At 55.0% G+C, this 26,072-nt stretch carries 21 protein-coding genes and 1 pseudogene; 14 read left to right on the top strand and 8 right to left on the bottom strand.

Annotated elements, in window-relative coordinates; genetic code table 11:
* The first annotated feature begins 153 nt into the window (after window positions 1–153).
* On the top strand, window positions 154–1,143 hold the full coding sequence (locus E1180_RS16010; RefSeq protein ID WP_155192459.1) for an N-formylglutamate amidohydrolase: 990 nt from the start codon (window positions 154–156) through the stop codon (window positions 1,141–1,143).
* A 12-nt stretch (window positions 1,144–1,155) separates the two neighbouring features.
* On the opposite strand, the gene E1180_RS16005 is transcribed toward E1180_RS16010, so the two are convergent.
* On the bottom strand, window positions 1,156–2,337 hold the full coding sequence (locus E1180_RS16005) for an NAD(P)/FAD-dependent oxidoreductase (RefSeq protein WP_155192456.1): 1,182 nt from the start codon (window positions 2,335–2,337) through the stop codon (window positions 1,156–1,158).
* 59 nt (window positions 2,338–2,396) lie between these two features.
* The gene (locus tag E1180_RS16000; RefSeq protein WP_155192453.1) at window positions 2,397–3,614 is read right to left on the bottom strand and encodes an acyl-CoA dehydrogenase; all 1,218 of its coding nucleotides are present in this window, start codon (window positions 3,612–3,614) and stop codon (window positions 2,397–2,399) included.
* Between the two features lie 151 nt (window positions 3,615–3,765).
* Between E1180_RS16000 and gcvA the strand changes: the two genes are divergently transcribed.
* The 5 genes from gcvA (at window position 3,766) to E1180_RS15975 (ending at window position 8,141) form a co-directional block, all read left to right on the top strand.
* Window positions 3,766–4,689 (top strand): transcriptional regulator GcvA, encoded by a 924-nt coding sequence (gene gcvA, locus E1180_RS15995; RefSeq protein ID WP_155192452.1) that lies wholly within the window; start codon window positions 3,766–3,768, stop codon window positions 4,687–4,689.
* A gap of 10 nt (window positions 4,690–4,699) precedes the next feature.
* Window positions 4,700–5,608: a lipid kinase YegS gene (gene yegS / locus E1180_RS15990; RefSeq protein WP_155192449.1), complete on the top strand. Its 909-nt coding sequence runs from the start codon at window positions 4,700–4,702 to the stop codon at window positions 5,606–5,608.
* 87 nt (window positions 5,609–5,695) lie between these two features.
* On the top strand, window positions 5,696–6,430 hold the full coding sequence (locus E1180_RS15985) for a sulfotransferase family 2 domain-containing protein (protein WP_155192447.1): 735 nt from the start codon (window positions 5,696–5,698) through the stop codon (window positions 6,428–6,430).
* Between the two features lie 107 nt (window positions 6,431–6,537).
* Complete coding sequence (locus E1180_RS15980) at window positions 6,538–7,431, top strand: class I SAM-dependent methyltransferase (RefSeq protein WP_155192444.1); 894 nt, start codon at window positions 6,538–6,540, stop codon at window positions 7,429–7,431.
* Between the two features lie 11 nt (window positions 7,432–7,442).
* Window positions 7,443–8,141: an FkbM family methyltransferase gene (locus E1180_RS15975; protein ID WP_155192439.1), complete on the top strand. Its 699-nt coding sequence runs from the start codon at window positions 7,443–7,445 to the stop codon at window positions 8,139–8,141.
* Here the strand turns inward: E1180_RS15975 and E1180_RS15970 are convergent.
* The 5 genes and pseudogenes from E1180_RS15970 to E1180_RS15950 form a co-directional block, all read right to left on the bottom strand.
* Window positions 8,133–9,206: a glycosyltransferase gene (locus E1180_RS15970; RefSeq protein ID WP_155192435.1), complete on the bottom strand. Its 1,074-nt coding sequence runs from the start codon at window positions 9,204–9,206 to the stop codon at window positions 8,133–8,135. The genes E1180_RS15975 and E1180_RS15970 overlap by 9 nt on opposite strands.
* Entirely contained in the window at window positions 9,196–10,143 is a 948-nt protein-coding gene (locus E1180_RS15965; RefSeq protein ID WP_155192433.1) for a glycosyltransferase family 2 protein, read from the bottom strand. The genes E1180_RS15970 and E1180_RS15965 overlap by 11 nt, the downstream gene beginning before the upstream one ends.
* Window positions 10,144–10,229: 86 nt before the next feature.
* Entirely contained in the window at window positions 10,230–12,344 is a 2,115-nt protein-coding gene (locus tag E1180_RS15960) for a 3-hydroxyacyl-CoA dehydrogenase NAD-binding domain-containing protein (RefSeq protein WP_155192430.1), read from the bottom strand.
* Window positions 12,345–12,410: 66 nt separating this feature from the next.
* Window positions 12,411–12,707 (bottom strand): annotated as a pseudogene (locus tag E1180_RS15955) (TrmO family methyltransferase domain-containing protein); the annotation flags it as partial.
* A gap of 69 nt (window positions 12,708–12,776) precedes the next feature.
* Entirely contained in the window at window positions 12,777–13,661 is an 885-nt protein-coding gene (locus E1180_RS15950) for a helix-turn-helix transcriptional regulator (protein ID WP_283404648.1), read from the bottom strand.
* A 439-nt stretch (window positions 13,662–14,100) separates the two neighbouring features.
* On the opposite strand from E1180_RS15950, the gene E1180_RS15945 reads away from it, so the two are divergent.
* From E1180_RS15945 to E1180_RS15925, 5 genes are all read left to right on the top strand, one after another.
* Complete coding sequence (locus E1180_RS15945; protein WP_155192426.1) at window positions 14,101–15,195, top strand: ABC transporter ATP-binding protein; 1,095 nt, start codon at window positions 14,101–14,103, stop codon at window positions 15,193–15,195.
* A gap of 84 nt (window positions 15,196–15,279) precedes the next feature.
* On the top strand, window positions 15,280–16,380 hold the full coding sequence (locus E1180_RS15940; RefSeq protein ID WP_155192424.1) for an extracellular solute-binding protein: 1,101 nt from the start codon (window positions 15,280–15,282) through the stop codon (window positions 16,378–16,380).
* A gap of 71 nt (window positions 16,381–16,451) precedes the next feature.
* A complete protein-coding gene (locus E1180_RS15935) occupies window positions 16,452–18,089 on the top strand; it encodes an ABC transporter permease (RefSeq protein ID WP_155192422.1) in 1,638 nt (545 codons plus the stop codon).
* A 4-nt stretch (window positions 18,090–18,093) separates the two neighbouring features.
* Window positions 18,094–18,948, top strand: coding sequence for an ABC transporter permease (locus tag E1180_RS15930; protein WP_155192420.1), 855 nt, complete (start codon window positions 18,094–18,096; stop codon window positions 18,946–18,948).
* A gap of 198 nt (window positions 18,949–19,146) precedes the next feature.
* The gene (locus E1180_RS15925) at window positions 19,147–20,376 is read left to right on the top strand and encodes a M24 family metallopeptidase (protein WP_155192418.1); all 1,230 of its coding nucleotides are present in this window, start codon (window positions 19,147–19,149) and stop codon (window positions 20,374–20,376) included.
* A 123-nt stretch (window positions 20,377–20,499) separates the two neighbouring features.
* Here E1180_RS15925 and E1180_RS15920 read toward each other — a convergent pair whose 3' ends face one another.
* Window positions 20,500–20,979 carry a MarR family winged helix-turn-helix transcriptional regulator gene (locus E1180_RS15920; protein WP_196220613.1) on the bottom strand — a complete coding sequence of 160 codons (480 nt, stop codon included), beginning with the start codon at window positions 20,977–20,979 and terminating at the stop codon, window positions 20,500–20,502.
* Window positions 20,980–21,061: 82 nt separating this feature from the next.
* Between E1180_RS15920 and E1180_RS15915 the strand changes: the two genes are divergently transcribed.
* From E1180_RS15915 to E1180_RS15905, 3 genes are read left to right on the top strand one after another with little or no spacing between them, the layout of a single operon-like run.
* Window positions 21,062–22,837 carry an N-acetylglutaminylglutamine amidotransferase gene (locus E1180_RS15915; protein WP_155192416.1) on the top strand — a complete coding sequence of 592 codons (1,776 nt, stop codon included), beginning with the start codon at window positions 21,062–21,064 and terminating at the stop codon, window positions 22,835–22,837.
* Between the two features lie 4 nt (window positions 22,838–22,841).
* Window positions 22,842–24,620, top strand: a complete 1,779-nt coding sequence (gene ngg / locus E1180_RS15910) for an N-acetylglutaminylglutamine synthetase (protein ID WP_155192414.1) — start codon at window positions 22,842–22,844, stop codon at window positions 24,618–24,620.
* On the top strand, window positions 24,617–25,786 hold the full coding sequence (locus tag E1180_RS15905; RefSeq protein WP_155192412.1) for an osmoprotectant NAGGN system M42 family peptidase: 1,170 nt from the start codon (window positions 24,617–24,619) through the stop codon (window positions 25,784–25,786). The genes ngg and E1180_RS15905 overlap by 4 nt, the downstream gene beginning before the upstream one ends.
* The last annotated feature ends 286 nt before the right edge of the window (window positions 25,787–26,072 follow it).

Raw genomic sequence — 26,072 nt, 5'->3', positions numbered from 1 at the left:
AGCCGTTAAGTGCATGATTTATTTTAGAAAACCGTTTTGTCGGTGTTTGCGCACATATCATGAGAGAACGAGCAAGTTACAAATCGTCTTGTTTCCGTAAAGTAATTTCTTCAATGTACATTCCTGTGTGTTCATACGTGTAGGCGTTCCGGTATGATCCTGGTTGACGAAGGGCAAAGTCCGCTCATCTTGTGTTTGCCCCACAGTGGTTCGGATATCCCTGGTGTTGTTGCAAAACGGCTGAATGCGACAGGCCGTTTGCAAGCGGACATCGCTTGGCGTCTTGAGATGGTTTTTGATCTCAACAAATCACTGGACGCGACTGTTATCCGGTCGAGCATCTCAAGATATGTGATCGATCTCGATCAGGATCCGTCACTGAAGGCTGCTGATCCCACATCGTCAGGTCTGTGCCCGGTAACCACGCTTGATGGCAAGAGAATCTACAATGAAAATGAAGAGCCCGGACCGATTGAAATTGAGCAACGGTCTCTGCTTTTTGTAACCCCTTTTCAAAGGGCCCTGGGCCAGCAAATTGACCGCTTGATGCGCCAGCACCGCCGGATCGTCCTGATTGATTGTCAATCGATGCGGTCTCACATCAAGGGCGTGACTGACAAGGGCCTGCCTTATGTAAGTGTTGGCAGTGGCGGCGGAGTTACCTGCCACCAAAACGTCCGCAACCTGCTCGCCGGCTCCTTCACAGGACAGCAAGGCGTTACCATTAGTGTGGATGATGTCACGAAGGGCGGTCACATTATCAAGACTTTCGGCCGCCCCGAGCGCGGCATACACGCTGCATCCATTTTGCTCGCGCAGCGTTCTTACCTTCGCCATGAATCCCCGCCTTTTGAGCCGGACAAGGCACGAATAGCGCGCTTGCAGGCGCTCCTCTCGGATGGCCTGTCCCGCCTTATTGATTGGACTGCGCTTGAGGATTTGGAATCGGTAAGTGTCTTGCCCCCAGAAGGTGTGCACGAAGATACACCCGACCGCCAAACCACCAACGAACCTCAGAATTCGGAGCTAGACCAAGCGTCAGATAACAAGGTTTTGGCCGGGCCTGAGTTTCCAAAAGCACAGGCCTCCAGGGTCTCGCAAGTTGAAGCCGGGCCCGTTCAGCCTTTGCTGGTGGCCGAATAGGGGCCTATCGGGTCAGACCACATTTTTTTCTGAAACTGGCTGATTAGCTGCCAATCGATCAAACCCAAGCGGGGACAGGTCCAATGTCTCGTAGCCACCCGTGGTGATGATCTCAGCAAGGCCGCGCCCGGTTGCGGGGGCCTGCTGCAATCCGTGACCTGAAAAACCGAGGGCCAGATAAAACCCGTTGATTTCGGGAACCGGGCCAATGAAGGCATTGTGGTCGAACAGGTTCATGTCATAGGTGCCAGCCCAGGCAGCACCTGGTTTAATCGCCTCAAAGGCTGGAACCCTATGTGCAAGGGTTGGCCAGATGTGGTCCTCGAACAGGGCGTAGTCGACATCAAAATCCGTGCAATCGGGATCATCGACGGCGGCAGGCGCAGATCCGCAAATAAAGCCGGTTCCCTCCGGTCGGACATAGGTACCGTTTGGATCAATCAAGAGCGGGAAAGGTCGTAATGCGTCGCGGCACTCAAACGTGAATACGCACCGTTTTTTGGGAACTATTGGAACCTCAAGTCCCGCCTGTCGGCAAATCTCCGCCCCGCCTGAGGCGCCCGCGCAGTTGACGACAACCGGTGTGGAAATGGTTTCACCATCTTCCAGACTGACCCGCCAAGTACCATCCGGCTCTTGGGCAACAGACGCTTTCTTGCTTACATATTCAACGCCTTGTGCACGTGCCTTCTTTCTGAAAGCCTGCATCAGACCATAGCCATCGAACCAGCCTTCGCCGGTCAGGCCGTGGCAGCCTGCCTCCAGGTCCGACACGTTGAGCCAGGGGAACTTTTCCAGGAGCGCAGCTGCATCGAGATGGGCGATGTCTGCTCCCAAGCGGCGTTGAAGGAGATGGTTCTGCTTCAAGATGGCGGCTTTGTCTGGTGTTGCCAGAAACAAATAGCCGCCTTCGTGCAGATCAATTGTGGGAGCATCGGTTCCAACCCTCAAGGTCGCACCGATGTCGCGCAGGAATGTGATCCCGTACAGCGAAATCTCAATATTGATTGCGGTTGAGAATTGCTGCCGGATGGATGCGGCCGAACGCGCCGACGCGCAAATGCCGTAAGCCGGATCCGCTTCGACAACTATAATTTTGCCGGCAAAATCGTCACGCTCTGCAAGGTGATAGGCAACCGATGATCCCATGACGGCGCCGCCAATGATCACCACATCTGCAGTCTGGTCCGCCATAATACCTCCCAATGACGGCGGCGGGCCGCAAGGCCCGCCAGACGGATTTTAATTTTGGTCTAGAAAAAGGCCTGCAAGCCCGTTTGGGCACGGCCGAGGATCAACGCATGAATATCGTGCGTTCCCTCATAGGTATTGACCGTTTCCAGGTTCTGCGCGTGGCGCATGACATGGTATTCCTCCTGAATACCATTGCCGCCATGCATGTCCCTTGCCTGACGCGCAATATCGAGCGCCTTGCCGCAGTTGTTGCGTTTGATGAGTGAAATCATTTCCGGCGCGACCTTGCCAGCATCGAAGAGCTGCCCGACACGAAGAGCCGCCTGCAGTCCAAGGGTGATTTCAGTCTGCATGTCTGCCAGTTTTTTCTGGAAGAGCTGTGTTTGTGCCAGCGGCCGGCCGAATTGTTCACGATCAAGGCCGTATTGGCGGGCACGTGTCCAGCAGTCTTCTGCTGCGCCCATGGAGCCCCAGGCAATGCCGTAGCGTGCCCGGTTGAGGCAGCCAAACGGCCCTTTAAGTCCGGACACATTGGGCAGCAATGCATCTTCGCCCACTTCTACGCCGTCCATGACGATCTCGCCTGTGATGGAGGCACGCAGAGAGAGCTTGCCGCCAACTTTCGGCGCAGTCAGGCCCTTTGTGCCCTTGTCGAGCACAAATCCCCGGATGGCACCGTCATGCGCTTCCGACTTTGCCCATACGACAAAGACATCTGCGATCGGAGAGTTGGAGATCCACATTTTGGAGCCGGTCAACCGGTAACCGCCATCGATCTTTTCGGCACGCGTACGCATGCCTGCCGGATCAGAACCCGCATCCGGCTCGGTCAAACCAAAGCACCCGACATATTCGCCACTTGCCAGCTTCGGCAGATATTTGAGGCGCTGCTCTTCAGAGCCATAGGCATAGATTGGATACATGACCAGCGACGACTGGACGCTCATCATGGACCGGTAGCCGGAATCGATTTTCTCTATCTCACGCGCAACAACGCCATAGGCAACGTAGGAAGCACCTGCACAGCCATATTCTTCCGGCAGCGTTACCCCTAGCAGGCCCAGTTCGCCCATTTCATTGAAGATGGACCGGTCGGTTTTCTCCTCGCGGTATGCCTCGATGACGCGCGGGAGTAGCTTGTCCTGCGCATACGCACGGGCTGTGTCCTGAATCAGTTGTTCATCTTCGTTCAGCTCGTCCCGGAGCCGGAATGGATCCTGCCAATCGAACACGCCCCCTCCGGCAGGTGCGGATTTTACATTCACAGGTGCATTCATGGTTCTGTCTCCAGGGCGATCTGTTTGGACCTTGCGAGTTCATTCGGACTGCGGTCATTCTGATTTTGACACTATCGCCTGAAAAGCGATTGCATACCAGCGAATGCTGCTCCATCATTCATGACAAAATGGAATGAACTAGAGGATTAGAATGAAGCGCGCCTTCATTCCACCGGCGGATAGTCTGATCGCCTTCGAATGTGCTGCGAGGCATCTAAGCTTCACCAGAGCGGCCGAAGAGCTTCACCTGACACAAGGGGCTGTTTCCAAACAGGTCCGGCAGTTGGAGGACCGGCTTGGCGTCGAGCTGTTCCGCAGAGTGCGCCAGCGTATTGTGCTGACCGATGCCGGCCGGCTGTATCTGCATGATATCCGCGGCGCCCTTGAAAACATGACGGCCGCGACCCGACAGGTCATGTCCTACGCGGGTAGTGCGGATGTTCTGAACCTGGCTGTTTTGCCGACATTCGGCACCCGTTGGCTGGCGCCCCGGCTCGCGGGCTTTCAGAAGCGGTTTCCCGACGCCGGTCTTAACCTCAGTGTCCGCCTTCAACCATTCGATTTTGACGAAGAGCCCTTTGATGGCGCCATCCACCATGGCGATCCGGTCTGGGCAGGGGCCATCGCCGAAAGGCTCTTTGATGAAGAAGTCATACCTGTTGCCTCCCGGGCTTTCCGAGACCGGCATGATATCCGCGATCCGGCCGACTTAGTTCGCGTGCCGCGCTTGCAGCTCGCCACGCGGCCATTGGCCTGGCGTCAATGGTTCGAGCATGTGGGCGTAGAAACGGATGCGGCCTTTCAGGGTGCCCGTTTTGAACAGTTCGTCATGATCTCGGAGGCAGCCATCCACAATATGGGGGCTGCTTTGATACCGCGGTTTTTCGTTGAGGCCGAGCTTGCATCCGGCCGCCTGGTGCAACTGTTCGATATCTCTCTGGATCAAAACACAGCCTATTATTTTGTGTATCCGGAGGGCAGAACCATGCGCCCGGTTGTAAAAACCTTCCGCCAATGGTTGATGGAAGAAGCGCGCACCGCCCGGACCAATCGGGAGGCCATGCTGCCACGGTAAAGAGACGTCCATGCCAAAACAGCACTTGCGATTGATCCTGAATGGAAAGTCGGCGAACCGCACCGATGTCCGGTCCGCAATTGAAGCGGTTCGGGCGATGGGCCACAGGGTGACTGTGCGCGTGACCTTCGAGGCCGGCGACATTCACCGGCTTGCCGCAGAAGCGCTGCAGGACCATGAAGACGATCCGATCGACACATTAGTAAGCGGTGGCGGCGACGGGACGCTCCATGAAATCGTGGACGCGATCCTCGAAGCGACACCCGGTGACGGCCGGCCGCCTTTTGCCTTCGCCTTGTTGCCTTTGGGAACCGCAAACGATTTTGCCCATCACATTCAACTGGATCCAACGGATGTTGTCGGGGCGTTCCGATATGCAGTCCGGGCCGATGCCAAACCGACTGATGTTGGCACTGTGAATGGCCGCACGTTCGTGAACATGGCGACCGGCGGTTTCGGGACGCAAGTGACAACCCAAACTGATCCGAACTTGAAGCGCCTGCTTGGCGGGGCCGCGTACATCTTTACCGGTTTGAACAGGTTTACCGAGCTGGCGGCCTGTGAAGCCCGGATTGAAGCCGAAGACTTCTTCTGGGAAGGGGCGTTTGTGGCGATCGCGATTGGGAATGGCCGCCGCGCTGGCGGGGGGATTCGATTATGTCCGAGGGCCAAACTGGATGACGGATTGCTCGATCTGACAATCGTTCCCTACCCGCAATCCGGCAAAGTCACCGACCTGTTGGGTCCTTTGCTGAGGGCAGGTGCTGACGGTCTGCCGGAAAACCTTGTCATGCGCCGCGCCCGCCATCTCAGTATCCACACAGCTGAACGGGTACAGTTCAACCTCGACGGCGAGCCGCAGAATGGACAGGACTGGCAGATTGCGATAAGGCAGCACCAAATCGACATGCGGCGATAGTATCAAGCTGTCTGGTGGCAGCCGGGTTGGCGGCATAAGTTAGCAGCCTTGAAGCGGAAGCTGCGGTTCAATTCCGGCACGGATAATATGGACGATTATCAAATCAGGAATTTCCTGAAATTTGCCCCGGCCCGCCTCGGATTGGTGCCCAAAAAGTACCTTTTCATTCATATCCCCAAAAATGGCGGAATGTCGCTTCGATATGCCGACACCGTGCAGCCGAAGCTTGTAATTGCTAACCGCAGAAGGCTAAAGAGTAAATCCTATGCCAATGTATTGCTCCAGACCATGTCTGAGACTGGTGATCATGCAGGCTATGAACATGCCCGGTTAAGGGATGTTGATGTGTCCGTAAGGCGAGCATGTATTCCTTTTGCTATCGTACGGAACCCGTGGTCAAGAGTTGTGTCCAGGTTCACATTTGCGATGCAGGCTATGAAGCTGCAAACGGCTGCCAAGGATTATTCGGCGCGGAATTTTGAAGAATTCCTGGAGGAACGCCACTTGTGGGGTGACAAAGAGTATTTTTGGCACAGAGCCATTCGAGGATGGTATCCGCAGTTGGATTACGTTGTTGATGAGAAGCATTTTATCGCAGCGGATATACTGCGTCTTGAAGCGATTGATCAGGAATTACCAAACTATCTTGGGATAGATTCTCCTTTGGAACGCCGGAATGTGTCGTCAAGCGAGCGGGCTGGATATCAGTCCTTCTACTGCGATAGGACAATTCAGATTGTCGCCGATTGGTATGCGAAAGATATTGAGAGTTTCGGGTTTGATTTTGATACATCTGCTACCAAAAACACCCTATTCAGCTGAACAGGCATGGCTGCGGTAGAGATAAGTTTTTTAATGCGCTGCCTATCGTCAGATTGCATTAAGCGCCCGTAGCGCTAGGGGTTTCAAATACGTGAATGGGAACACAAATGACTGGAAGAAGTAGTTCTTGGAAGAGAATTAGCGGTGATGTGCCACTCACTCAAGTTCAGAAACTTCAGTACCGGCTAAATGCTTGGGTGGAGCGACTACTCCAGCCGATTGAAACCTTTCCGGTTGCGGTGGAGCCATATATTCCGGTTCTTGACATCGATAGGCTTGAAAAAAGTTTTGGTGAACCAGTCCTGGTGGCCAGTCCAACGCGCGCCTTGTGCTTCGATTTTATCCAGGAAAAATTGCCTGAGTTTTTTACACCGGGCGCACGTATTCTCGACCTTGGGTGCGGCTATGGGCTCTATTCGAGGCATCTAAATGCGGTGCTTGATTGTGCCGATTATCAGGGGGTTGACATTCAGGCGCGGCCTACATGGGAAGATCTGACAAAATCGGGTGCAACGTTCAGGGAAGCCACACTCGGCGAACATATGATCGACGTCAACGGAGCGAATTGCATATTCACTCAATCAGTGCTGGAACACGTCCAGTTTGATTGTTCTGTCTTTGGCTTGCTGAAATCTGATGAGGCGGTAGAAATTCAACATGTTCATTTTGTGCCGGCGCCCCATAGTTTTGCAGAACATCGATACCACGGTTTTCGGCGTTTTGGGCCCAAAGCTATTTCTAGGCTTCTGGATGATTCTTCAATATTCGACGTGAAGATCTATTCCATGGGGAATGACGTGACGCGTGAAATGTACTGGAGGCAGAAAGGCAAAGTCAAAACGTATCAAACCCGAAATGGCCGGTTAGAGTACCTTTACGAACAAGAAAAATCATGCGTTGAAAACTTAGGCCTGAATAAAGAAATCATCGTACCAAAAAATCCCAGGGAAGCGTCCTTTTATGCGCTGGTTTTTAAACAGCATGTCGGTTCGGTAGACTAGGAAACAACAGCATGTTTGATGAGCTTCTTGGCAATATAAAAAAAACACTCCGGCGACGGCTGAAACCTAACCAAATCACTATCGATGGCATCCGTGTTTCGACGTCCTTGGAGCACGTTACTAAGGACATTCGGAAAGCCCTATTCCGGGAAGTCTATGAACGCCCAGAGAGACTGCTTACACAAAAATACCTATCGAGAACCGACAGGGTGTTAGAGATTGGAGCCGGTGTTGGATTGATAAGTGTGACTTGTGCTCGTATATGCGGCTCAGAAAACGTCCTGTCTTACGAACCAAATCCTAGGACACGCATCGCGATCGAAAAGAATTTCGAATTGAATGGGCTCAAACCGAAACTACGAAACAAAGCGGTTGGACTGACTGCAGAGGAAGTTGATTTCTACTTCGCAGAAAATATTTTTTCGTCAAGTGTTTTTGATCGCAATTACGGCGGTAAAACCACTGTTGAATGCGACGCTATCTCAGACGTAATATCTGAGTTCCAGCCCAACGCGATCATTATGGACGTAGAGGGCGCTGAAATAGACCTGCTGGGTCAGACAAATCTCTCAAATATCGACAAGCTTATCGTTGAGATGCATCCCCATATTGTTGGAAATGACAATGTCGATTTTTTGTTGTCAAGCTTGAAGAAGAAAGGGTTTCGATTAATAGAAACTCTCAGCATCAGCTATGTGTTTTTAAGATGATGATATATCCATCGAAAATAACCGTAAATATTGGTCTGAAATAGATATTGCCGACAAATTTTGCTCTAGAGATTGGGTTCCGTTTTTTACAAGGCTTTTTATTTTGTCAGCGCGCGCCAAAGTGTTCCTGACCGAATAAATCAACCCCTCCACGTCCCCACACGGAAATAGTAGTCCATTGACACCATTTTCTATCAGCCAACTAGGGCCTGGGGATGCTGCTGCGATAACGGGAAGGCCCACATTCCAGCCTTCAAGGACAATGTTGCCGAGAGGTTCGTCATCGGTTGGGCAAACGAGAATGTCCGCAGCCTTCAAGTACGGCGCCGGGTCGCGTTGCCAGCCCATAAAATGAACCCGGTCTTCGACACTCAACGATCGCGCCAGCGCAATCATCTCATTCATCAACTCGCCATCGCCAATAAGCCAGGCGTGAACCGTTTGCGGTAATTGCGCGACGGCTTTGATCATTAGGTCAAACCGTTTGCGTTGAACAAAGCGACCGAGATGGACCAAGACAATTGCATCGGATGGTGTGTTGTATGCGGCTCGGTCGACCGGTTTTAGGTCTTCAGGAAGCGGTTCCACGAAATTGGAGATGACGGTCGCCCTGTCGGCCGGCCAGCCCATCTCGATGGCTTGTGCCACGATGTCCGGCGTGTTTCCGATCAGGTGTTGGACGTTCCCGTAAGTGTGGAAACCGTCTGGCCAGTCGCCCAACCGCAGAAAAGTGCGCATATTCGGGCCAGGTTTTGGCAACCATTTGCTGGCAGGGCTCATCCAGCCGAGGGTTGAAGAAGCTCCAAATTTTTTTATTTCGTGAGTGATGTGCCAGCGCACGAAATGACGTTTGATATGCGAGCGGCTAAAGGTCAGCTCGCGGACATCGCAGTGCCGCGCCAATTCGTCCCGCCAGGAGCGATCTGGTCGAATGAATGCAATCTGCTCAACATCACGTTCCGCCAACGCCTTTGACAGACGCACGAAAAACCGTTCGGCGCCGCCATCCACGCCAAGATGAATGTGCGCCAGCTTGCGTGGCCGGTTTGAAAGCTTAGTGACCATCGATCACATCATAATAATTGTGGGCCCGTCCCATGAGCCCCCGTAGGTTGCCAGACCCTTTCATGAGTCTTATAAGTCCATAATAATACAGTTTTTCGCCGCGTTTCCGCGCAAACGGTTTTATGAGAAACCCGATTACAGTTGCCAGGAAGCCGAAAAACATGCGCCGGACACTTTTGGGGATGAAGTGGAGCGCGGCCCTCAGACGGCCTTCCCGCAAAACAATATTAAAAGCGCCAGATGTCGCAGCCATATGCATGCGGCTCAATAAACGGTTTGTGGTAACTCGAGACGCGGGAATATCCTCTTCCACAAATGCGTCATCTACCCAGATCATTTTGGCACCACGCGCATGGACCCTGCGGAAGAAATCAATGTCCTCGCTGCCGAATGTCAAACGCTCGTCAAACCGGAGGCCAAGGCCGTCATCTGCAATGAGCCGCGAACTCATTAAAATGTTGTTGGTAGGTGCTTCCGTTATGATCGTTCCTGTTGGCCGCGGCTTTAAAAGTTGCGATTTCCACCAATGAGGGGGTGGTTGTTCGTAAATTCGGCGGACGGGCCCGTTCGCAACTTCTGCATTGTGCTCCTCGCAAGCAGTTAATAGCTTCTCAATCCAATCAGGCTCCGCACGCTCGTCATCATCTATTAGTGCAATCCAATCCGGCGAATGCTCCAAGGCAGACTCAAGCGCAGCATTTCTGGCAAATGGAATGCCTTTGCGCTGCTCATGATAGAAATGTAGTGCCGTTTTAAGACCTGCCCGTATCTTGGCTGCCCTGTCCCCAGTGAAAAATGGTTCGGGGTCATTCTCAACGACCACTATGGAAATAGTCGTCTCTGCTGGAACAATGAGCTGATCTAAAGCATCGAGGCAAGCTTCGAGCATCTTGGGCCGCTGCGCAGTGCAAACGGCTATGACCAGTTTCTGGGTCATGAAGGTCCTAGTCGTGGAGCTTAAGAGGTTTTTGCCGGTTTGGCTTATGCGATCCTCGGTGTCAAAGGGTTTTATGCTCAGTTCCGCTACAGGGCTTCCCTGTTCCGGTCTTCGAAGCTCGAACCATTCTCCGCCATGACATGCAGCAATTTGGGCACTTGCCAATAGTAAGGGTCTTCCAGGGCATAGGTTTCGATACGCCGCACCAGTTCGGGTGCTCCAATTTGATCTGCCGTATGCATCGGGCCGCCCCGGAAACGCGGGAAGCCATAGCCGAAGAGGAAAACGGCGTCGATATCGATTGGCCGGAGAGCAATCCCTTCATCAAGGACCCGGGCGGCCTCCAAAATCATGGCGGTCACAAACCGGTTTACGATATCCTCATCTGAAAAGGGGCGCCCCTTGAGCCCTGCTACGCCCCGCTCTTCTGCAAGGAAGGATAGGGCAACTGGGTTCGGGTGCGGATGTCCGTCATTGTAGATGTAAAACCCTTTGCCGGTCTTGCGGCCGAACATGCCCACCTCGCAGAGGCGGTCGGCCACACTCACATACCGTTCTTCCGGCGGGCGCGTTGCCGCGCGCCGCCTGTTGGCGGCCCAGCTGATGTCCAGACCGGCGAGATCTGCAACCTGATAGGGGCCCATGGCGAACCCGTACCCGGTCAAAGCCTTATCGATCTGAGCCGGATCAGCGCCATCCAGCATCATGTAGTCTGCTGCTTTCTTGTAGAAAGTCATGATCCGGTTGCCGATGAAACCGTCGCAAACACCGGATCTGACCGCGATTTTCCCGAGATTCTTGGCGAGTTTAAACCCGGTCGCCACGGCATCGGGGCTGGTCTCTTGCGCAACGACCACTTCCATCAGCCGCATGATGTGCGCCGGTGAGAAAAAGTGCAGGCCGATGACATCACCGGGACGGGACGTGGATGCTGCTATTTTATTGATGTCCAGATATGACGTGTTGGTTGCAAGTATAGCCCCCGGCTTGGCGATGCCATCAAGCTCGGAAAAGATCGCTTGTTTGACGGCCATGTCCTCAAAAGCAGCTTCGATAATCAAATCCGAAGTCTTGAGGGGCTCCAAACCAACGCTGGCCATTAACTTGCCGGACAGGAGCGATTGCCGGTCTGTGTCTGAGATTTTTCCGCGTTTGACAGCCCCTTCAAGGTTTTGCGCGATCGTCTCGACACCCCGCGAAAGCCCGGTCTCATCGCGTTCTGTCAGGCTAACAGAAAAGCCTGCAAGTAGAGCCGCGGTCGCAATGCCGGAGCCCATTGTTCCGCCGCCAATGACCCCGATTGTTTCAAGGGGGCGGGGCAGGGCATGACGTTCAGGGATTTTGCTGACGGCCCGTTCGGCAAAAAACGCGTGGATGAGGCCGGCGCGCTGTGGGCTCTCCATGCACGCGTTGAAGAGATGCCGTTCTTGTCCCAGGCCCTCCGTCATCTCTGATGTGCTCGCCTCGATTGCATCGACACACCGGTGCGGAGAAAAGAGAAGCGGTTGGGTCTTCTTAAGGTGCTCCCGCATGGCCGAGATCGCGGCCGGGTCTGGCGTGACCTTTAGGCTCCCTGTGCGCTTGTGGGGCAAGTCTCCTGCCAGAACGGCATACGCGCCTTGCAGGGCCACCTGTCTTGGATCACCGTCAAGGATCCGATCAATGAGATGACAGCCAAGAGCCTCTTCCGCAGGGATGGGTTTCCCGCTTACAATCAGGTCCAACGCCGCTTTGACACCCGCAAGCCGGGGCGCGCGCTGTGTCCCCCCGGCTCCTGGCAGAATGCCCAAGGTCACTTCCGGTAAGCCGATTTTTGTCCCGGGCAAGGCAATGCGGGCATGACAGGACAGGGCAATTTCCAGTCCACCGCCAAGCGTCGTGCCGTGAAGGACGCAGAGGATAGGTGTCTCACACTCCTCCAGGAAATTGCAAAGGTCCGGAAGCCATGGGTCTTGGGGCGGCTTTCCGAACTCACGAATATCTGCGCCGGCAACAAATGTGCGGCCGTGGCCGTACAGGCCGATTACCCGGATGGTCTTGTTTCCAGCGAGGAGCTCAACTGCTTGCCAAAGTCCGCTGCGCACGGCATGTGAGGCCGCATTCACGGGTGGATTATTGATGCAAATCAGTCCAACCGGCCCCTGAGTTTCTACGCTGATCACATCGTTGATGTGATGTTCAGTCCCGGTGCCGTCTTGCATCAAATCCTCCCGTTTGTTGCCGTTTGACGCGGTTCGGGCGGGATTGTCAATCTTGGCGAGGTCTTGTCAAGAAGGCGGGCAATCAGGTTGCCTGGGTGTGAAAGCGCAGCGGTCTGGCTTCAGATCGATCAGCGGCGTCCCGTCGAGGCAGTCCAGCCCCCGGACAATCAATGAGGCTCCGTTTACCGCGACCAGTTTGGCGATGACTGTGCCGATCGGGTTTGGCCGGACGGGCGAGCGCAGCGCAAATGTTCCCTTGGTCTCGTTTGAATGCGCAGGGTTTTGGATCAGAAGATCCCGCCGGGACTGATCAAGCCAGTACAGCAGCTCTACATTGGAAAACCGGTCAAGCCCTTTGAGCGCGCGTCTGAGGGCTCGGGCACATCAATCTGCACTTCATTTTCGCGGATCCCGTTCATTTGACGTTGCCGATCATGGTGACAACCACCTTACTTGGCCGTGCTCAGATAGATCGTAGCCGCCAAGGGAGGTCGCCCGCTCATTAAATGTGCTGGTTCTTGCAAATGAGAAAAGCTGCTGCACCGGCTCTGTGAAGTACGCACGCTGATCGATCAGGAGATCGAAACATTCCTCGGCCAGCGGCAGGAATCTGAGTTTGAATTGATTGGCCATGGCTTCGATCCCAACGGCCACATCCGCCTCGCCTAAGGCAACACTGGCAGCTGCATCGCTTTCCGTATGCGCCGTGTTCGGCGCCGTGGCAAATGCGTCTATTCCGATTCCGGCCTTCGCCAGCAGCTTCTGGAGAAAAGCAAAGGATCCGGAGCCTTGTTGCCGGAGGACGAGACGTTTTCCGCGAAGCGCGGCTATGTCACTTCCAGACACATCAAGTTCGGAAGAAACCAACAATCCACGCGCCCGCTTAGCCCAGGATATCAGAACGCTGTTGGCCGGGTTTCTTGCCGCGACTCCATTCACGTTCCATCCGTTGGTGTCTGGCATATGCAGGCCTGCCAACGCGGCTTCGCCTGTCAAAAACAGCTCAAGCCCGTTCTGGCTGCCTTCCAAACGTGTTGCAAGCCCGCAATTGGAGGCCTTTACCGCCCAGTCGAGCAGAGGATCATGGGAGCCGGCAACCACATTTGGCCGGACAGTTTTTCTCGGCCCCGAGGCGTTCAGCCAGGCGTCGATTTCGTCAGCTGGAAACAACAGTTTTCCGGTGATACGCCGGTGTGGAATGTCCTCGGTTGCCGCAAGATCATAAACCTTGCGCTCTTTAACACGCAGAAGGTCGGCAACTTCCCTTGTTGTAAGAAAAACAGGTTTGTTTTGAACTGTGTCGTCCAAGTGTTCCACTCCGCTTGAGCGCTGGACCTTACTTCACAGGCAGGACCTTGCACAGGCGCCATTAATCAATTTCCCAGGCATGGCAGTCCTAGGCCCCATAACGGTTGCGATGCAGAAGGCGTTGTAAAATCAGCAATTGATGACGTAGTGTGACATTCAAACGTTGGGTGTTGTGGTCCAATATCTTTGAAGGGCGCGCAACTGCAGCGATTACGTTACCTAATCCACGCAGGAAAAATACTTCGCCTGCTTGCCTGCTAATGAGTATTTTTCCCGCAATTGTGCCGCGTTGCAAAATATAAAGTCGGCGGCTGGCTAAAAAATATTCATTTTTTTTCAGTGCCCCCTTTTCATGCGTAAACAGATTTGCTTTTCTAGCGGCATCGCGGCGGCGGAAGTGTCGGAGCGGTCCAAAACAAAAAATACCTATTTCAGGTTTGGGGACACAATGGAGAATTCTCGGGGCGCTGCTGTTAAGTATGACAGCGTTCAAAAGAGTTATGACGGGGAGAGCCTCGTTGTAAAAAACCTAAATCTCGACATTCCACCAGGTGAGTTTCTGACCATGCTGGGGCCGTCCGGGTCCGGCAAAACAACCTGCCTGATGATGCTGGCCGGCTTTGAGCCCGCTACTCATGGCGAGATTTATCTGAATGACCGGCCAATCAACAATGTGCCGCCGCATAAGCGCGGTATCGGTATGGTCTTCCAGAATTACGCACTCTTCCCGCATATGACGGTCGCCGAAAACCTGGCCTTTCCGCTCCAAGTCCGGAAAGTCGGCAAGGCGGAGCAGCAGGAAAAGGTGAAGACGGCGCTCGAAATGGTCGAGCTTGGCGCGTTCGGAAATCGGCGCCCGGCTCAGCTTTCCGGTGGGCAGCAGCAGCGTGTTGCCGTGGCGAGGGCCCTTGTTTTTGACCCCGAACTCGTCCTCATGGATGAGCCTCTTGGTGCGCTGGACAAGCAGCTGCGCGAGCAGATGCAGTACGAAATCAAGCACATTCACGAAAACCTCGGCGTCACTGTGGTCTATGTGACCCACGACCAGACCGAGGCCCTGACGATGTCAGACCGTGTGGCTGTTTTCAATGATGGCGTCATCCAGCAACTGTCGACACCCGATGATCTTTACGAGGATCCGCAAAACTCGTTCGTTGCCCAGTTCATCGGTGAGAATAACAAGCTCAACGGCAAGGTTGTCGAAGTGCAGGGCGAGGAGTGCCTTGTCGAGCTTGGAGACGGCACTAAGCTAAAAGCAGATAAGGTCAATGTGTCGTCCGTCGGAGATAAGACGACGCTTTCTCTACGCCCGGAGCGCGTTGAGTTCGACACACATGACCAAATGGACAATCTGGTGAACGGCCGGATTGAGGAACTCATCTATCTGGGGGACCACATCCGTGTTCGCATGAATGTGGCCGGCAATAGTGAGTTCATCGTAAAAGTTCGCAACCGCGGAGAGAAGCGCAAGCTGGGTGTTGGCGACACGGTCCAAGTGGGCTGGGCGCTCAACGACTGCAAAGCGCTCGACGCTGTTGGCTAACGATCGCCTGACGGCCGCCAAGGGCCGTGCGCGACACCAAACGGATCTGATCCGTTAAATCCTAAACAGAGGGAGCTACCAAAAATGAAGCTCAAGACTGCAATTCTCGCAGGTACCGCACTGGCATTCGCCAGCACGGCTGCAGTGGCGGAAGACATGACCGTCGTTTCATGGGGCGGTGCATATCAGGCGTCTCAGAAAAACGCATATGCCGATCCGTATATGGAAGCCAATCCGGATATCAACATCATCTGGGACGAGTCTTCCAACGAAGCGGTGGCGAAGCTCCGTGCGATGAACGAAGCGGGCAACGTGACCTGGGATCTGGTCGACGTCGTGGCCTCTGATGCCATGCGCCTTTGCGACGAAGGCCTTGCCATGGAAATCGACCATGATGAGGTTCTCGCAGCTGCACCGGACGGCACATCCGCTTCCGATGACTTCGGCGACCTGATCGTGTCGGATTGCTTCATTCCGCAGATCGTGTACTCAACCACCTTCGGATACCGGTCCGACGTGGAAGCGTGGGGCGGCAAAGAGCCGGACGACATCTGTGATGTGTTCGATCTGGAAGCTTTCCCGGGCAAGCGTTCGCTTGAGAAGCGTCCGATCAACAACATGGAATGGGCACTCCTGTGCGACGGTGTCGCTAAGGAAGACGTTTACGATGTTTTGGAGACCGACGAAGGCATTGACCGTGCATTCGCCAAGCTCGACAGCATCAAGGACAGTGTTGTGTGGTGGTCTGCCGGGGCAGAAACGCCGCAGCTTCTTGCCGATGGTGAAGTCGTGATCGGCTCCACATACAATGGCCGTTTGTTCGCTCTCATCGAAGAGCAGAAGCAACCGGTCAAGATGCTGTGGGACGCACAGGTGTTTGACCTTGATGGTTGGATCATTCCGACCGGTCTGCCGGATGACCGCCTGGCTATGGTCAAAGACTTCGTGAAATTCGCGACTGACACCCAGCGTCTTGCGGATCAGGCGAAGTACATCTCCTACGGTCCGGCCCGCAAGTCATCTGCACCGCTCGTTGGCCAGCATGCCGATCTTGGTATCGACATGGCACCGCACATGCCAACCGACCCGGAAAACGCCAAAAACACCTTCCTCTATAACTATGAGTGGTGGGCGGATTACCGTGATGACCTGGATGCGAAGTTCCAGGCCTGGCTTGCTCAATAAGCGATAAGTGAACTCGGCGGACGGGGTACGCCCCGTCCGTTCATCCCACCTTTTGACGAAAGTCCGTTTTCATGAGCGATGCCACCTCTAACCAGGTGTTGACGACACAGGATGGCAAACCGCTAAAAGCAGCGCTTGCACGCGCGCTCCGGCGGGAAAAAATGCGGTCCCTCCTTCTGATCGCGCCCCTTTTGATCTTTGTTCTGATCACCTTTGTTGCGCCCATTTTTGACATGCTGTTCCGCTCGGTCGAGAACCAGATCGTGTCGGAAACCATTCCGCGAACAGTGGTCGCTCTTGAAGAGTGGGACGCTGAAACAGGTGAAGCGCCAGGCGAGGACGTCTACAACGCGCTCCTGTTTGATTTCATAATCGCCGTTGAAAACAAGCGGCATACACAGCTTGGAACCCGTCTCAATTACGAGCAGACCGGCTTGTCTTCCATGTTCCGCCGGACCGGACGCCGGGTCGACGATTTTGGTGAGACCTATGCTGACCAGTTTATCGATCTGAACGAGGCTTGGAAGGAACCGGTTACCTGGGTGACGGTTATGGCAAGCCCGAGCTGGATCGAAGCGCAAAAGGCATGGGCTTCGAACCCGACGGGCCCTGAGCCGGCCTTTGAACTGTCTCCGGCTGCATTGGACGTTCTGCCTGCAACATCAGATCTTTACGGCGCCTTCGCGCAGTTTGTTCAGGTGGAGGAAAACGACAGTCCCACGGAAGAGGATCCGTGGACACCGATCTATAAGGCGCTCTACCAAGACCTGAGCGCCAATCCCAACGCTGCCACTGCCTTTTCCGGCGAGGCGGCAACTCTGGTCGGTCAAGCGGCTGCCGCGGTTCCTGCCTTTGAAACAGTTAGCGTGAAAGAACTGTTTATTGACGCGGATGAAGACTGGGGCAGCGCCGAGAACTGGGCCGTTATCAAGACGTTCGCACCAACCTACACGTCAGGGTATTTCCTGTCCGCTGCCGATGCGCAACTGACACCCACCGGTGTGGAAATGAAGCCCGACGACGAACAGATTTATCTGTTCCTGTTTTATCGCACCCTCTTGCTTTCGATTATCATCACGATTTCCTGCCTTCTTTTGGGCTACCCGATCGCGTTTCTTCTGGCGGCCCTGCCGCTGCGGTACTCGAACCTGCTGCTAATCCTTGTGCTTCTGCCGTTTTGGACCAGTCTTTTGGTCCGTACGTCGGCATGGAAAGTGCTGTTGCAGCAACAGGGGGTTATCAACGATGTGCTTGTGTGGACCGGGCTCATATCGGATGCGGGCCGGCTTGTGATGATCAACAACCAAACCGGAACGATCATCGCCATGACGCATATCCTGCTGCCATTCATGATCCTGCCGCTCTATTCGGTGATGAAGACGATTTCTCCGTCCTATGTCCGTGCCGCCAAGAGCCTTGGGGCCAACGACTGGACTGCGTTCTGGCGGGTCTATTTCCCGCAGAGCATCCCAGGTATTGGCGCTGGCGCGATCCTGGTGTTCATCCTGGCCATCGGCTACTACATCACACCGGAATTGGTCGGCGGTACATCAGGCATCTTTATCTCCAACCGGATTGCGTTCCACATTTCCAGTTCGCTGAACTGGGGCCTTGCGGCCGCGCTTGGAACCTTGCTGCTGGTTGCGGTGCTTTTGCTCTTCGTCGCCTACGACCGGATCGTCGGCATAGATAACGTGAAGCTTGGGTGACGATATGAGTGCTTTACCTCCTTACGCCTCCCCCCTTCAAAGAACGTGGTTCTACACGTTTCGGATATTGTGCGGGTTGATCTTCTTCTTCTTGATCTTCCCGATCATGGTGATCGTTCCGTTGAGCTTTAATGCTCAGGACTTTTTCACTTTCACCCCGGAAATGCTTGCCTTTGATCCGGCTGGGTATTCGCTGAAACACTATGACGACTTCTTCACGAACCCGGACTGGCAGCAAGCTCTGCGCAACTCGGTGATGATTGCGCCCGCCGCCACGATCCTGGCCACGGTGCTTGGAACACTCGCGGCGATCGGTCTGTCCCAATCGCATGTGCCCTACAAGTCCGCGATTATGGCCGTCCTGATCTCGCCGATGATTGTGCCGCTGATCATCTCTGCGGCCGGGATGTATTTCTTTTACTCCCGCATTGGTCTGCAGGGCACCTATTGGGGCGTTGTTCTGGCGCACGCTGCGCTCGGCACACCGTTTGTCATCATCACAGTGACAGCGACACTGGTCGGGTTCGACCGGTCGCTTGTCCGGGCAGCAGCAAATCTGGGCGCAGATCCGGTGACAACCTTCTTCAAGGTCCAGATGCCGTTGATCATTCCAGGTGTGGTTTCGGGTGCTCTGTTCGCCTTCATCACATCCTTTGATGAGGTCGTTGTGGTTCTGTTCCTCGGATCCGCCAGCCAGCAGACGTTGCCCTGGCAGATGTTTACGGGCTTGCGCGAACAGATATCTCCGACCATTCTGGCGGTCGCATCGCTTATGGTGGCAATCTCGATTGTCCTTTTGACGGTCCTTGAGTTGCTGCGGCGGCGCTCTGAGCGGCTGCGCGGATTGTCGCCGGGGTGATGCAGTAAGTGATTTGAGTGTTGGGCTGGAAACAGCCTGGCTGCTTTCGAACTGAACCGGTGGCGGAACGCCAGTCACTGGGCGGAGACGAGGTCTCCCGGCAGCACAACAATGAGACTATGGCCTGGCGGGCCGGCTTCTTCTTGAAGCCGGCCCGTTTTGCGTTTTGGTGGCCCGAAGGGGCGGAAAGGAGTGAACATGACTGATGAGATGATCCGGATCTATGAAATGAACAATGGGGAGAAGGCATTTTCGCCGTTTTCTCCGGAAGAAATGGACAGCCGGCAGCATAAGCTACGGACGCTTATGGCATCCAAGAACATCGATGCCTGCCTTTTCACGTCCTACCACAATATCTGCTATTACTCCGGCTTCCTGTACTGCTACTTCGGCCGAAAGTACGGGTTCCTGGTAACTCAGGACACGGCAACAACCATTGCCGCGGGCATCGACGGCGGTCAACCGTGGCGGCGGACGCACGGTGATGCGCTGATCTACACCGACTGGCGCCGCGACAACTATTTCCATGCGGTGCAGTCGTTGCTGGGCATGCCAAATGCGAAGATCCAGCGGCTGGGGATCGAGTTTGATCACGTCTCTCTGGACCTGATGAAGCAGCTTGAAGCGGCATTGCCCGGTGTTGAGCTGGTTGACATCGCCGCCGGTGCCATGAGCCAGCGGACCATAAAAAGCTCCGAGGAACACAAGCTCATTCGCGAAGGCGCACGCATCTGCGATGTTGGCGGGGCGGCGCTGGTGGATGCGGTTCAGGCGGGCGTTGCCGAACACGAAGTCGCCATTGCTTCAACCAATGCCATGATCCGGGAAATCGCCGAGTCATTTCCGTTTGTCGAGCTTATGGACACCTGGACCTGGTTCCAGTCCGGCATCAACACCGACGGCGCGCATAATCCGGTCACAAACAAAGTGGTTGAGGCCGGTGACATTCTCAGCCTCAACTGTTTCCCGATGATTTTCGGATATTACACGGCATTGGAGCGGACACTGTTCTGCGAACATGCATCGGACGAGCATTTGAGGCTCTGGGAGGTGAATTGCCATGTTCACCGCGAGGGTCTGAAACTCATTCAGCCCGGCGCACGGTGTAAGGACATCGCAAGTACGCTGAACGACATTTACCGTAGCCATGATCTGCTCCAATACCGCAGTTTTGGATACGGACATTCCTTTGGAGTCTTGAGCCACTATTACGGGCGGGAAGCATCCGTTGAGCTGCGGGAAGACGTTGAAACGGTTCTGGAGCCCGGAATGGTGGTGTCCATGGAGCCCATGATCATGGTTCCAGAGGGGCAGCCGGGCGCGGGCGGATACCGCGAGCATGATATTCTGATCGTGACTGAAGATGGGGCGGAAAACATCACCGGATTCCCATTCGGTCCCGAGCACAACATCATTCCCAAACGCTAGATTGGGAGCATCTCCCGATTGGATGAGAGCGCTTCGCGGACAATCCAATCGGGATTAAGATACTCAAACGCTCCAAAATTAAGCGTAATGACTTCAAGAGCGGCGCTCAGAGCGCGCCGCTTGTCAATTGGTGACGGTGCCGGTCGTTAGAATGGGCGCAGCATCAAGTTTGTGGGCATTGAGCATCTCGGCAATGTCGTTGATCGCCGCCACGAGCCTTTGCCGGTCTTCAGCGTTGAGGGCGGCAAATTTCTCCTCAAACTCCTCTTGTAACAGACCCGGCAGCGATTCTATCGCTTCCGTTCCGCCTTTGGTGAGCCGGGCGTGCACGATCCGCCGGTCCGAGGCGGATCGGTAGCGTTCGATCAGGCCCTTGGCCTCAAGTTTGTCCAGGATCGTCACAACAGTGGCCGAGCTTAAGTCAGCATGCTCCGAAAGTACCTTCGTCGTCACCTCGCCGAGATCCAATATACCTTGCAGAACCACGATCTGCGGGATCGTCAGGCCGGACACCCGGGACACTTCCCGTGAGCGAAGATCAATGGCCCGGACAATGCGCCGGATTGACTTGAAGATCTGAGCCGATTCAGTCTTTTCCATCATTTTAGCTCATATCATTTGAACTCTAATAATTATGGCTCTATATAACGCCTGCCAGTGATTAGCAAAGAGGAATTTTTCATCAATGTGCGGCATTTGCGGCGAAGTTGTATTTGGCAATGACACGGCTGATACGGGCCGGGTGGATAGAATGGCGCAAGCCATGGCCGCCCGCGGGCCGGACGCCATGGGTGTGTCCATGCGCGGACGCGTTGCTCTTGGCCACCGCCGGCTCAAAATTATTGATCTTAGCGACCAGGGCGCTCAACCCATGCAGGACCCGGAGTTGGGCCTGTCGCTTGTATTCAACGGGTGCATCTACAACTATCAGGAATTGCGCACCGAACTTATTGCTAAAGGGTACCGCTTCTTTTCCAGCAGCGACACCGAGGTTATCCTTAAGTCCTGGAAAGAATGGGGCAAAGACTGCTTTTCGCGGTTTCATGGAATGTTTGCTGTCGCCGTGCATGAGCATGACAGCGGGCGCATTCACCTGGCACGGGACCGGTTCGGAATTAAGCCGCTCTATGTCAGCGAGTCTGGAAACCGCCTCGCCTTCGCCTCTTCCCTGCCTGCGCTCTTGAAAGGCGGGAACATTGATACATCGATCGATAAGGTCGCGTTGAACCATTATATGAGCTGGCATGCGGTTGTCCCCGCGCCCAGAACGATCCTGAACGGCGTTCGCAAGCTCGGGCCGGCAACCGTCCGGACATATGAAGCCGACGGATCGTCTTCTGAGACAGTCTATTGGGCGCCTGACTTTGAAAAATCAGCCGCCGATACCGAGCGGTCCGCAGATGAATGGCGGGACATGGTTCTCGAGGGCCTGCGCAAGGCTGTGCGCCGCCGTATGGTTGCCGATGTGCCAGTTGGTGTTCTCTTGTCGGGCGGAGTTGATTCAAGCCTCATCGTGGGTCTGCTCGCAGAAGAAGGTCAGAAGGATCTTGCAACCTTCTCCATTGGTTTTGAGGAGGCAAACGGCGAGAAGGGGGACGAATTCCAGTACTCCGATCTGATCGCGGAACACTACGGAACCAATCACCACAAAATCTTCATTCCGTCCTCCGAGCTGCAAGAAAACCTGCCCGGCGCAATCGGTGCCATGTCCGAGCCGATGGTGTCCTACGACAATATTGGCTTTTATCTGTTGTCCCGCGAGGTCTCCAAACACATCAAGGTGGTTCAGTCGGGGCAGGGTGCCGACGAGGTCTTTGGCGGGTATCATTGGTACCCGAAACTGACCGGTTCCAATGCGCCTGTTGCCGATTACGCCAACGCGTTTTTCGACCGCACCGAAGAGCAGATGACCGAAGCAATTGCGCCCGACCATTTGTGTGACCGGCATGAGAGCCTCGCCTTTGTGGAGCAACACTTTGCCAAACCCGGTGCAGATGATCCGGTCGACAAGGCCCTGCGGCTGGACACCAACGTCATGCTTGTCGACGATCCCGTCAAGCGTGTCGACAATCACTCTATGGCCTGGGGACTGGAAGCACGGGTGCCGTTCCTGGATCACGAGTTGGTCGAACTGGCCGGCCGCATACCGGCGGAACACAAGCTGGCACAGGGCGGCAAGGGCGTTTTGAAAGAAGCCGCCCGCCTTGTGGTTCCGCGTGAAGTCATTGACCGTCCGAAAGGGTACTTCCCTGTACCGGCCCTGAAATACATTCAAGGTTCGTACCTCGACATGGTCCGTGACACGCTGACCAACGAGAAAGCCCGCAGCCGGGGGTTGTTCAACTCCTCCTATCTTGAGAAGCTGTTCAACGATCCCACGCAGTACATCACCAAGCTGCGCGGATCGGAGCTTTGGCAAGTCGCGCTTTTGGAAATGTGGCTGCAGGCGCAGGAGGTCTAAGCCATTGTCAGAAAAGAATCCTTCCCGTGCAAAAGGTGCCATGGGGCATCGTTTGCAGCGGATGCGGGACCATGGCATGAAGCCTGGGTTCCGCACGGATGAAGACGACCTTCCATCCGAGCAGGTTGTCAACTGCGGCTGGGGGCGGCTGCTGTTTGGCAACACTTTTTCCAATCCGGAAGATCTGGTGTCGGCGCTCAGGAACGAGCGGCCGGACCGGCGGGATATCGCTTTTTATGTGAGGGATCCGCACGTGGTTGTCGGAATGGCACCGCAGGAATTGTTTCTCGATCCTTCTCACACCTATCGCCTGAATCTGTCGACCTACCGGGCGGCACGTGATCCACGGAAAGGCTTCACGGTCCGGCGGCTGTCCTCCCGCAGCGATGCAGAGCAGATCAATGCGCTGTATGCTGGCCGCGGCATGGTTCCGGTCTCGGAAGACTATTTCTGGTCGCAGCTCGATCCGCGCGAAATCACGGTTCTGGTGGCGGAAGAAGATGAGACGGGAACCATTGTCGGCACCGCGATGGGGGTAGACCATAAGCGGGCTACCGGTGAAGCCGATCTTGGGTCTTCGCTATGGTGCCTCGCGGTTTCGCCGCAAGCCAGATTCCCCGGAATAGGCGAAGCGTTGGTCCGGCGGCTCGCGGAAGTGTTTCAGGCGCGGGGCAATCCGCACATGGACCTGTCTGTCATGCATGACAATGAGCAGGCCATCGCCCTTTATGAAAAGCTTGGGTTTGAACGTGTCCCGGTATTCACGGTCAAGCTCAAGAATCCGATCAACGAAGCGCTTTATGCGGGTCCGGCAACGGAAGATAAACTCAATCCCTACGCCACCTTGATCGTCAACGAGGCACGGCGCAGGGGCATTAACGCCGAGATCATCGATGCGGAAGGCGGGTTCTTCCGTCTTTCCTACGGGGGGCGGTCGGTTCGGTGCCGGGAATCCTTAAGCGAATTCACCTCGGCCGTCGCAATGTCCATTTGCGACGACAAGGCGACCACGCGTCGGATTGTTGAAGCTGCCGGAATTTCCGTGCCTGATCAGATGACCGCTGGCAATGGCGATCTGTCGGCGTTTTTGAACCGGTATGGCAGCGTTGTGGTCAAACCGGCACGGGGTGAGCAGGGCAAGGGGATCGCAATCGGTTTGACCGAACTTGCCGATGTGGAAGCTGCGATTGAGATCGCACGGACGTTTTCGAACGAAGTTCTGGTCGAGCAATGCGTCACCGGTCAGGATTTACGCCTTGTGGTGATCGACTACAAAGTGGTTGCGGCCGCTGTCCGAAGACCTGCTGAGATTCTTGGGAACGGGAAAAGCACAATTCGCGATCTTATTGAAGCCCAGTCCCGCCGCCGCTCAGCGGCAACCGGTGGTGAATCGCGCATCGTTATCGATGAAGAGGCCGAGCGGTGCCTTGCATCCGCCGGTTTCGGCCTGGACGATGTCCTGCCAGAAAATCAACGGCTTGCTGTGCGCCGGACGGCAAATCTACACACAGGTGGAACCATTCATGATGTGACGGGTGAGACCCACCATTCGCTTATTGAGGCTGCGATCCGGGCGGCCAAAGCCATCCAGATTCCGGTCACCGGGATTGATCTTATGGTCAAGGATCCGCGCGAACCGGAGTATCACTTTATCGAGGCCAATGAGCGTCCTGGCCTTGCCAATCACGAGCCACAGCCGACTGCTGAACGCTTTGTCGACTTTCTTTTCCCGCTGTCTCTGCCCAAAGCTGTCCGAGACACTTTAAACCGTGACCTGTCATGAGCCTTTTGACCATTGATATCGATTATCTGACAAAAGTCCTGAAACAGCTGCTCTCAATCCCGAGCCCGACTGGCTATACCGACGAGCTTGCCCGTTTCGTATCAAAGGAGCTGGAACGCCTTGGCGTTTTCTACGAAGTAACCCGGCGCGGAGCTATCCGGGCCAGGATTGATGGCAAAAAGACAAAGCCGGCACGGGCGTTCGTGTCGCATCTCGACACGCTTGGCGCCCAAGTGAAGGCGTTGAAGGACAACGGCCGGCTTGAGCTGGTGCCGATCGGAAACTGGTCGGCGCGGTTTGCGGAAGGGGCACGGACCACGGTCTTTTCTGAAAATGGAGCCTATACCGGAACCATCCTGCCGATAAAGGCATCCGGACATACGTTCAACGATGGGATCGACACGCTGCCCGTTGGCTGGGATTATGTTGAACTGAGGATCGACGCTTATTCCAAGTCGGTTGAGGATCTGCATCGGCTAGGTGTTGATATTGGTGACATTGTTGCCATCGATCCGGCGCCTGAGTTTCTGGAAAACGGTTTTATTGTCTCGCGCCATCTCGACAACAAGGCTGGTGTTGCCGTGATGCTCGCAGCGCTGAAGTCCATGGCAGAATCCACCAAGAAGCCGACTGTCGATGTGTTCTGGTTGTTCACGATCGCTGAGGAAACAGGGCACGGCGCCACGTCGATCCTGACCCCTGAAATCGCCTCTCTTGTCGCCATTGACAACGGGACTTCGGCGCCGGGACAGAATTCGGACGAATTTGGCGTAACCATCGCCATGGCCGACCAAACAGGCCCGTTCGATTACCATCTGACCCGCAAGATGGCCCAGCTTTGCCGCGACAATGACATCAAGTTTCAAAAGGATGTCTTCCGATATTACCGCTCGGATGCAGCGTCGGCGATAGAGGCGGGCGCGGATGTGCGCACGGCCCTGATCACCTTTGGTGTGGATGCAAGTCATGGCTATGAACGGATCCACATGCATGCCTTGAGGTCTCTGTCGGAATTGTGCACCGGCTACGCCTATAGTCCGGTCGAAATTCAGCGCGATGCCCGCGAGTTTGCAAGCCTGAAAGGCTTTACACACCAGCCTACGGAAGATGCTGATCAGGAATTGAGCCCGGAAACTGAGGAGCCGGGCGCAGAACCTGCAGAATGATGCGTGTTTCGGGGACGGTTTCGCTGTCAGCAGGTGCTCAGGTCGAGACCTGCTGACGGTCCCGCTCGAATTGCACAGTTCGAACAAGCCGATGCCATGCGGAAAGAGACCTAAGGCGTTTTCCCTCCTTAAACATTGTTATGAATGAAGTTTCGGAAGCTTTGAGGCGGCCCGAAATCTCTCTCGCCTTAACGATTGCCCTGTTGACTTTGAACGCCGGGGTCTTGTCCCGATCAAACTGATTGACGTATGTCAGTTTTTGGCGTGACACTGGTGGCAAAGGAGA

The sequence above is a fragment of the Roseibium denhamense genome, from assembly GCF_009711415.1.
Classification (GTDB): domain Bacteria; phylum Pseudomonadota; class Alphaproteobacteria; order Rhizobiales; family Stappiaceae; genus Roseibium; species Roseibium denhamense.
The sequence above is the reverse complement of the archived record's forward strand: the minus strand, read 5'-3'. Positions and strand labels throughout refer to the sequence as shown.

Excerpts from the sequence above, each read along its gene's own strand:
- E1180_RS16010 (WP_155192459.1), top strand. The coding sequence starts at position 154 with ATGATCCTGGTTGACGAAGGGCAAAGTCCGCTCATCTTGTGTTTGCCC.
- E1180_RS16005 (WP_155192456.1), bottom strand. The coding sequence starts at position 2,337 with ATGGCGGACCAGACTGCAGATGTGGTGATCATTGGCGGCGCCGTCATG.
- E1180_RS16000 (WP_155192453.1), bottom strand. The coding sequence starts at position 3,614 with ATGAATGCACCTGTGAATGTAAAATCCGCACCTGCCGGAGGGGGCGTG.
- gcvA (WP_155192452.1), top strand. The coding sequence starts at position 3,766 with ATGAAGCGCGCCTTCATTCCACCGGCGGATAGTCTGATCGCCTTCGAA.
- yegS (WP_155192449.1), top strand. The coding sequence starts at position 4,700 with ATGCCAAAACAGCACTTGCGATTGATCCTGAATGGAAAGTCGGCGAAC.
- E1180_RS15985 (WP_155192447.1), top strand. The coding sequence starts at position 5,696 with ATGGACGATTATCAAATCAGGAATTTCCTGAAATTTGCCCCGGCCCGC.
- E1180_RS15980 (WP_155192444.1), top strand. The coding sequence starts at position 6,538 with ATGACTGGAAGAAGTAGTTCTTGGAAGAGAATTAGCGGTGATGTGCCA.
- E1180_RS15975 (WP_155192439.1), top strand. The coding sequence starts at position 7,443 with ATGTTTGATGAGCTTCTTGGCAATATAAAAAAAACACTCCGGCGACGG.
- E1180_RS15970 (WP_155192435.1), bottom strand. The coding sequence starts at position 9,206 with ATGGTCACTAAGCTTTCAAACCGGCCACGCAAGCTGGCGCACATTCAT.
- E1180_RS15965 (WP_155192433.1), bottom strand. The coding sequence starts at position 10,143 with ATGACCCAGAAACTGGTCATAGCCGTTTGCACTGCGCAGCGGCCCAAG.
- E1180_RS15960 (WP_155192430.1), bottom strand. The coding sequence starts at position 12,344 with ATGCAAGACGGCACCGGGACTGAACATCACATCAACGATGTGATCAGC.
- E1180_RS15945 (WP_155192426.1), top strand. The coding sequence starts at position 14,101 with ATGGAGAATTCTCGGGGCGCTGCTGTTAAGTATGACAGCGTTCAAAAG.
- E1180_RS15940 (WP_155192424.1), top strand. The coding sequence starts at position 15,280 with ATGAAGCTCAAGACTGCAATTCTCGCAGGTACCGCACTGGCATTCGCC.
- E1180_RS15935 (WP_155192422.1), top strand. The coding sequence starts at position 16,452 with ATGAGCGATGCCACCTCTAACCAGGTGTTGACGACACAGGATGGCAAA.
- E1180_RS15930 (WP_155192420.1), top strand. The coding sequence starts at position 18,094 with ATGAGTGCTTTACCTCCTTACGCCTCCCCCCTTCAAAGAACGTGGTTC.
- E1180_RS15925 (WP_155192418.1), top strand. The coding sequence starts at position 19,147 with ATGACTGATGAGATGATCCGGATCTATGAAATGAACAATGGGGAGAAG.
- E1180_RS15920 (WP_196220613.1), bottom strand. The coding sequence starts at position 20,979 with ATGATGGAAAAGACTGAATCGGCTCAGATCTTCAAGTCAATCCGGCGC.
- E1180_RS15915 (WP_155192416.1), top strand. The coding sequence starts at position 21,062 with ATGTGCGGCATTTGCGGCGAAGTTGTATTTGGCAATGACACGGCTGAT.
- E1180_RS15905 (WP_155192412.1), top strand. The coding sequence starts at position 24,617 with ATGAGCCTTTTGACCATTGATATCGATTATCTGACAAAAGTCCTGAAA.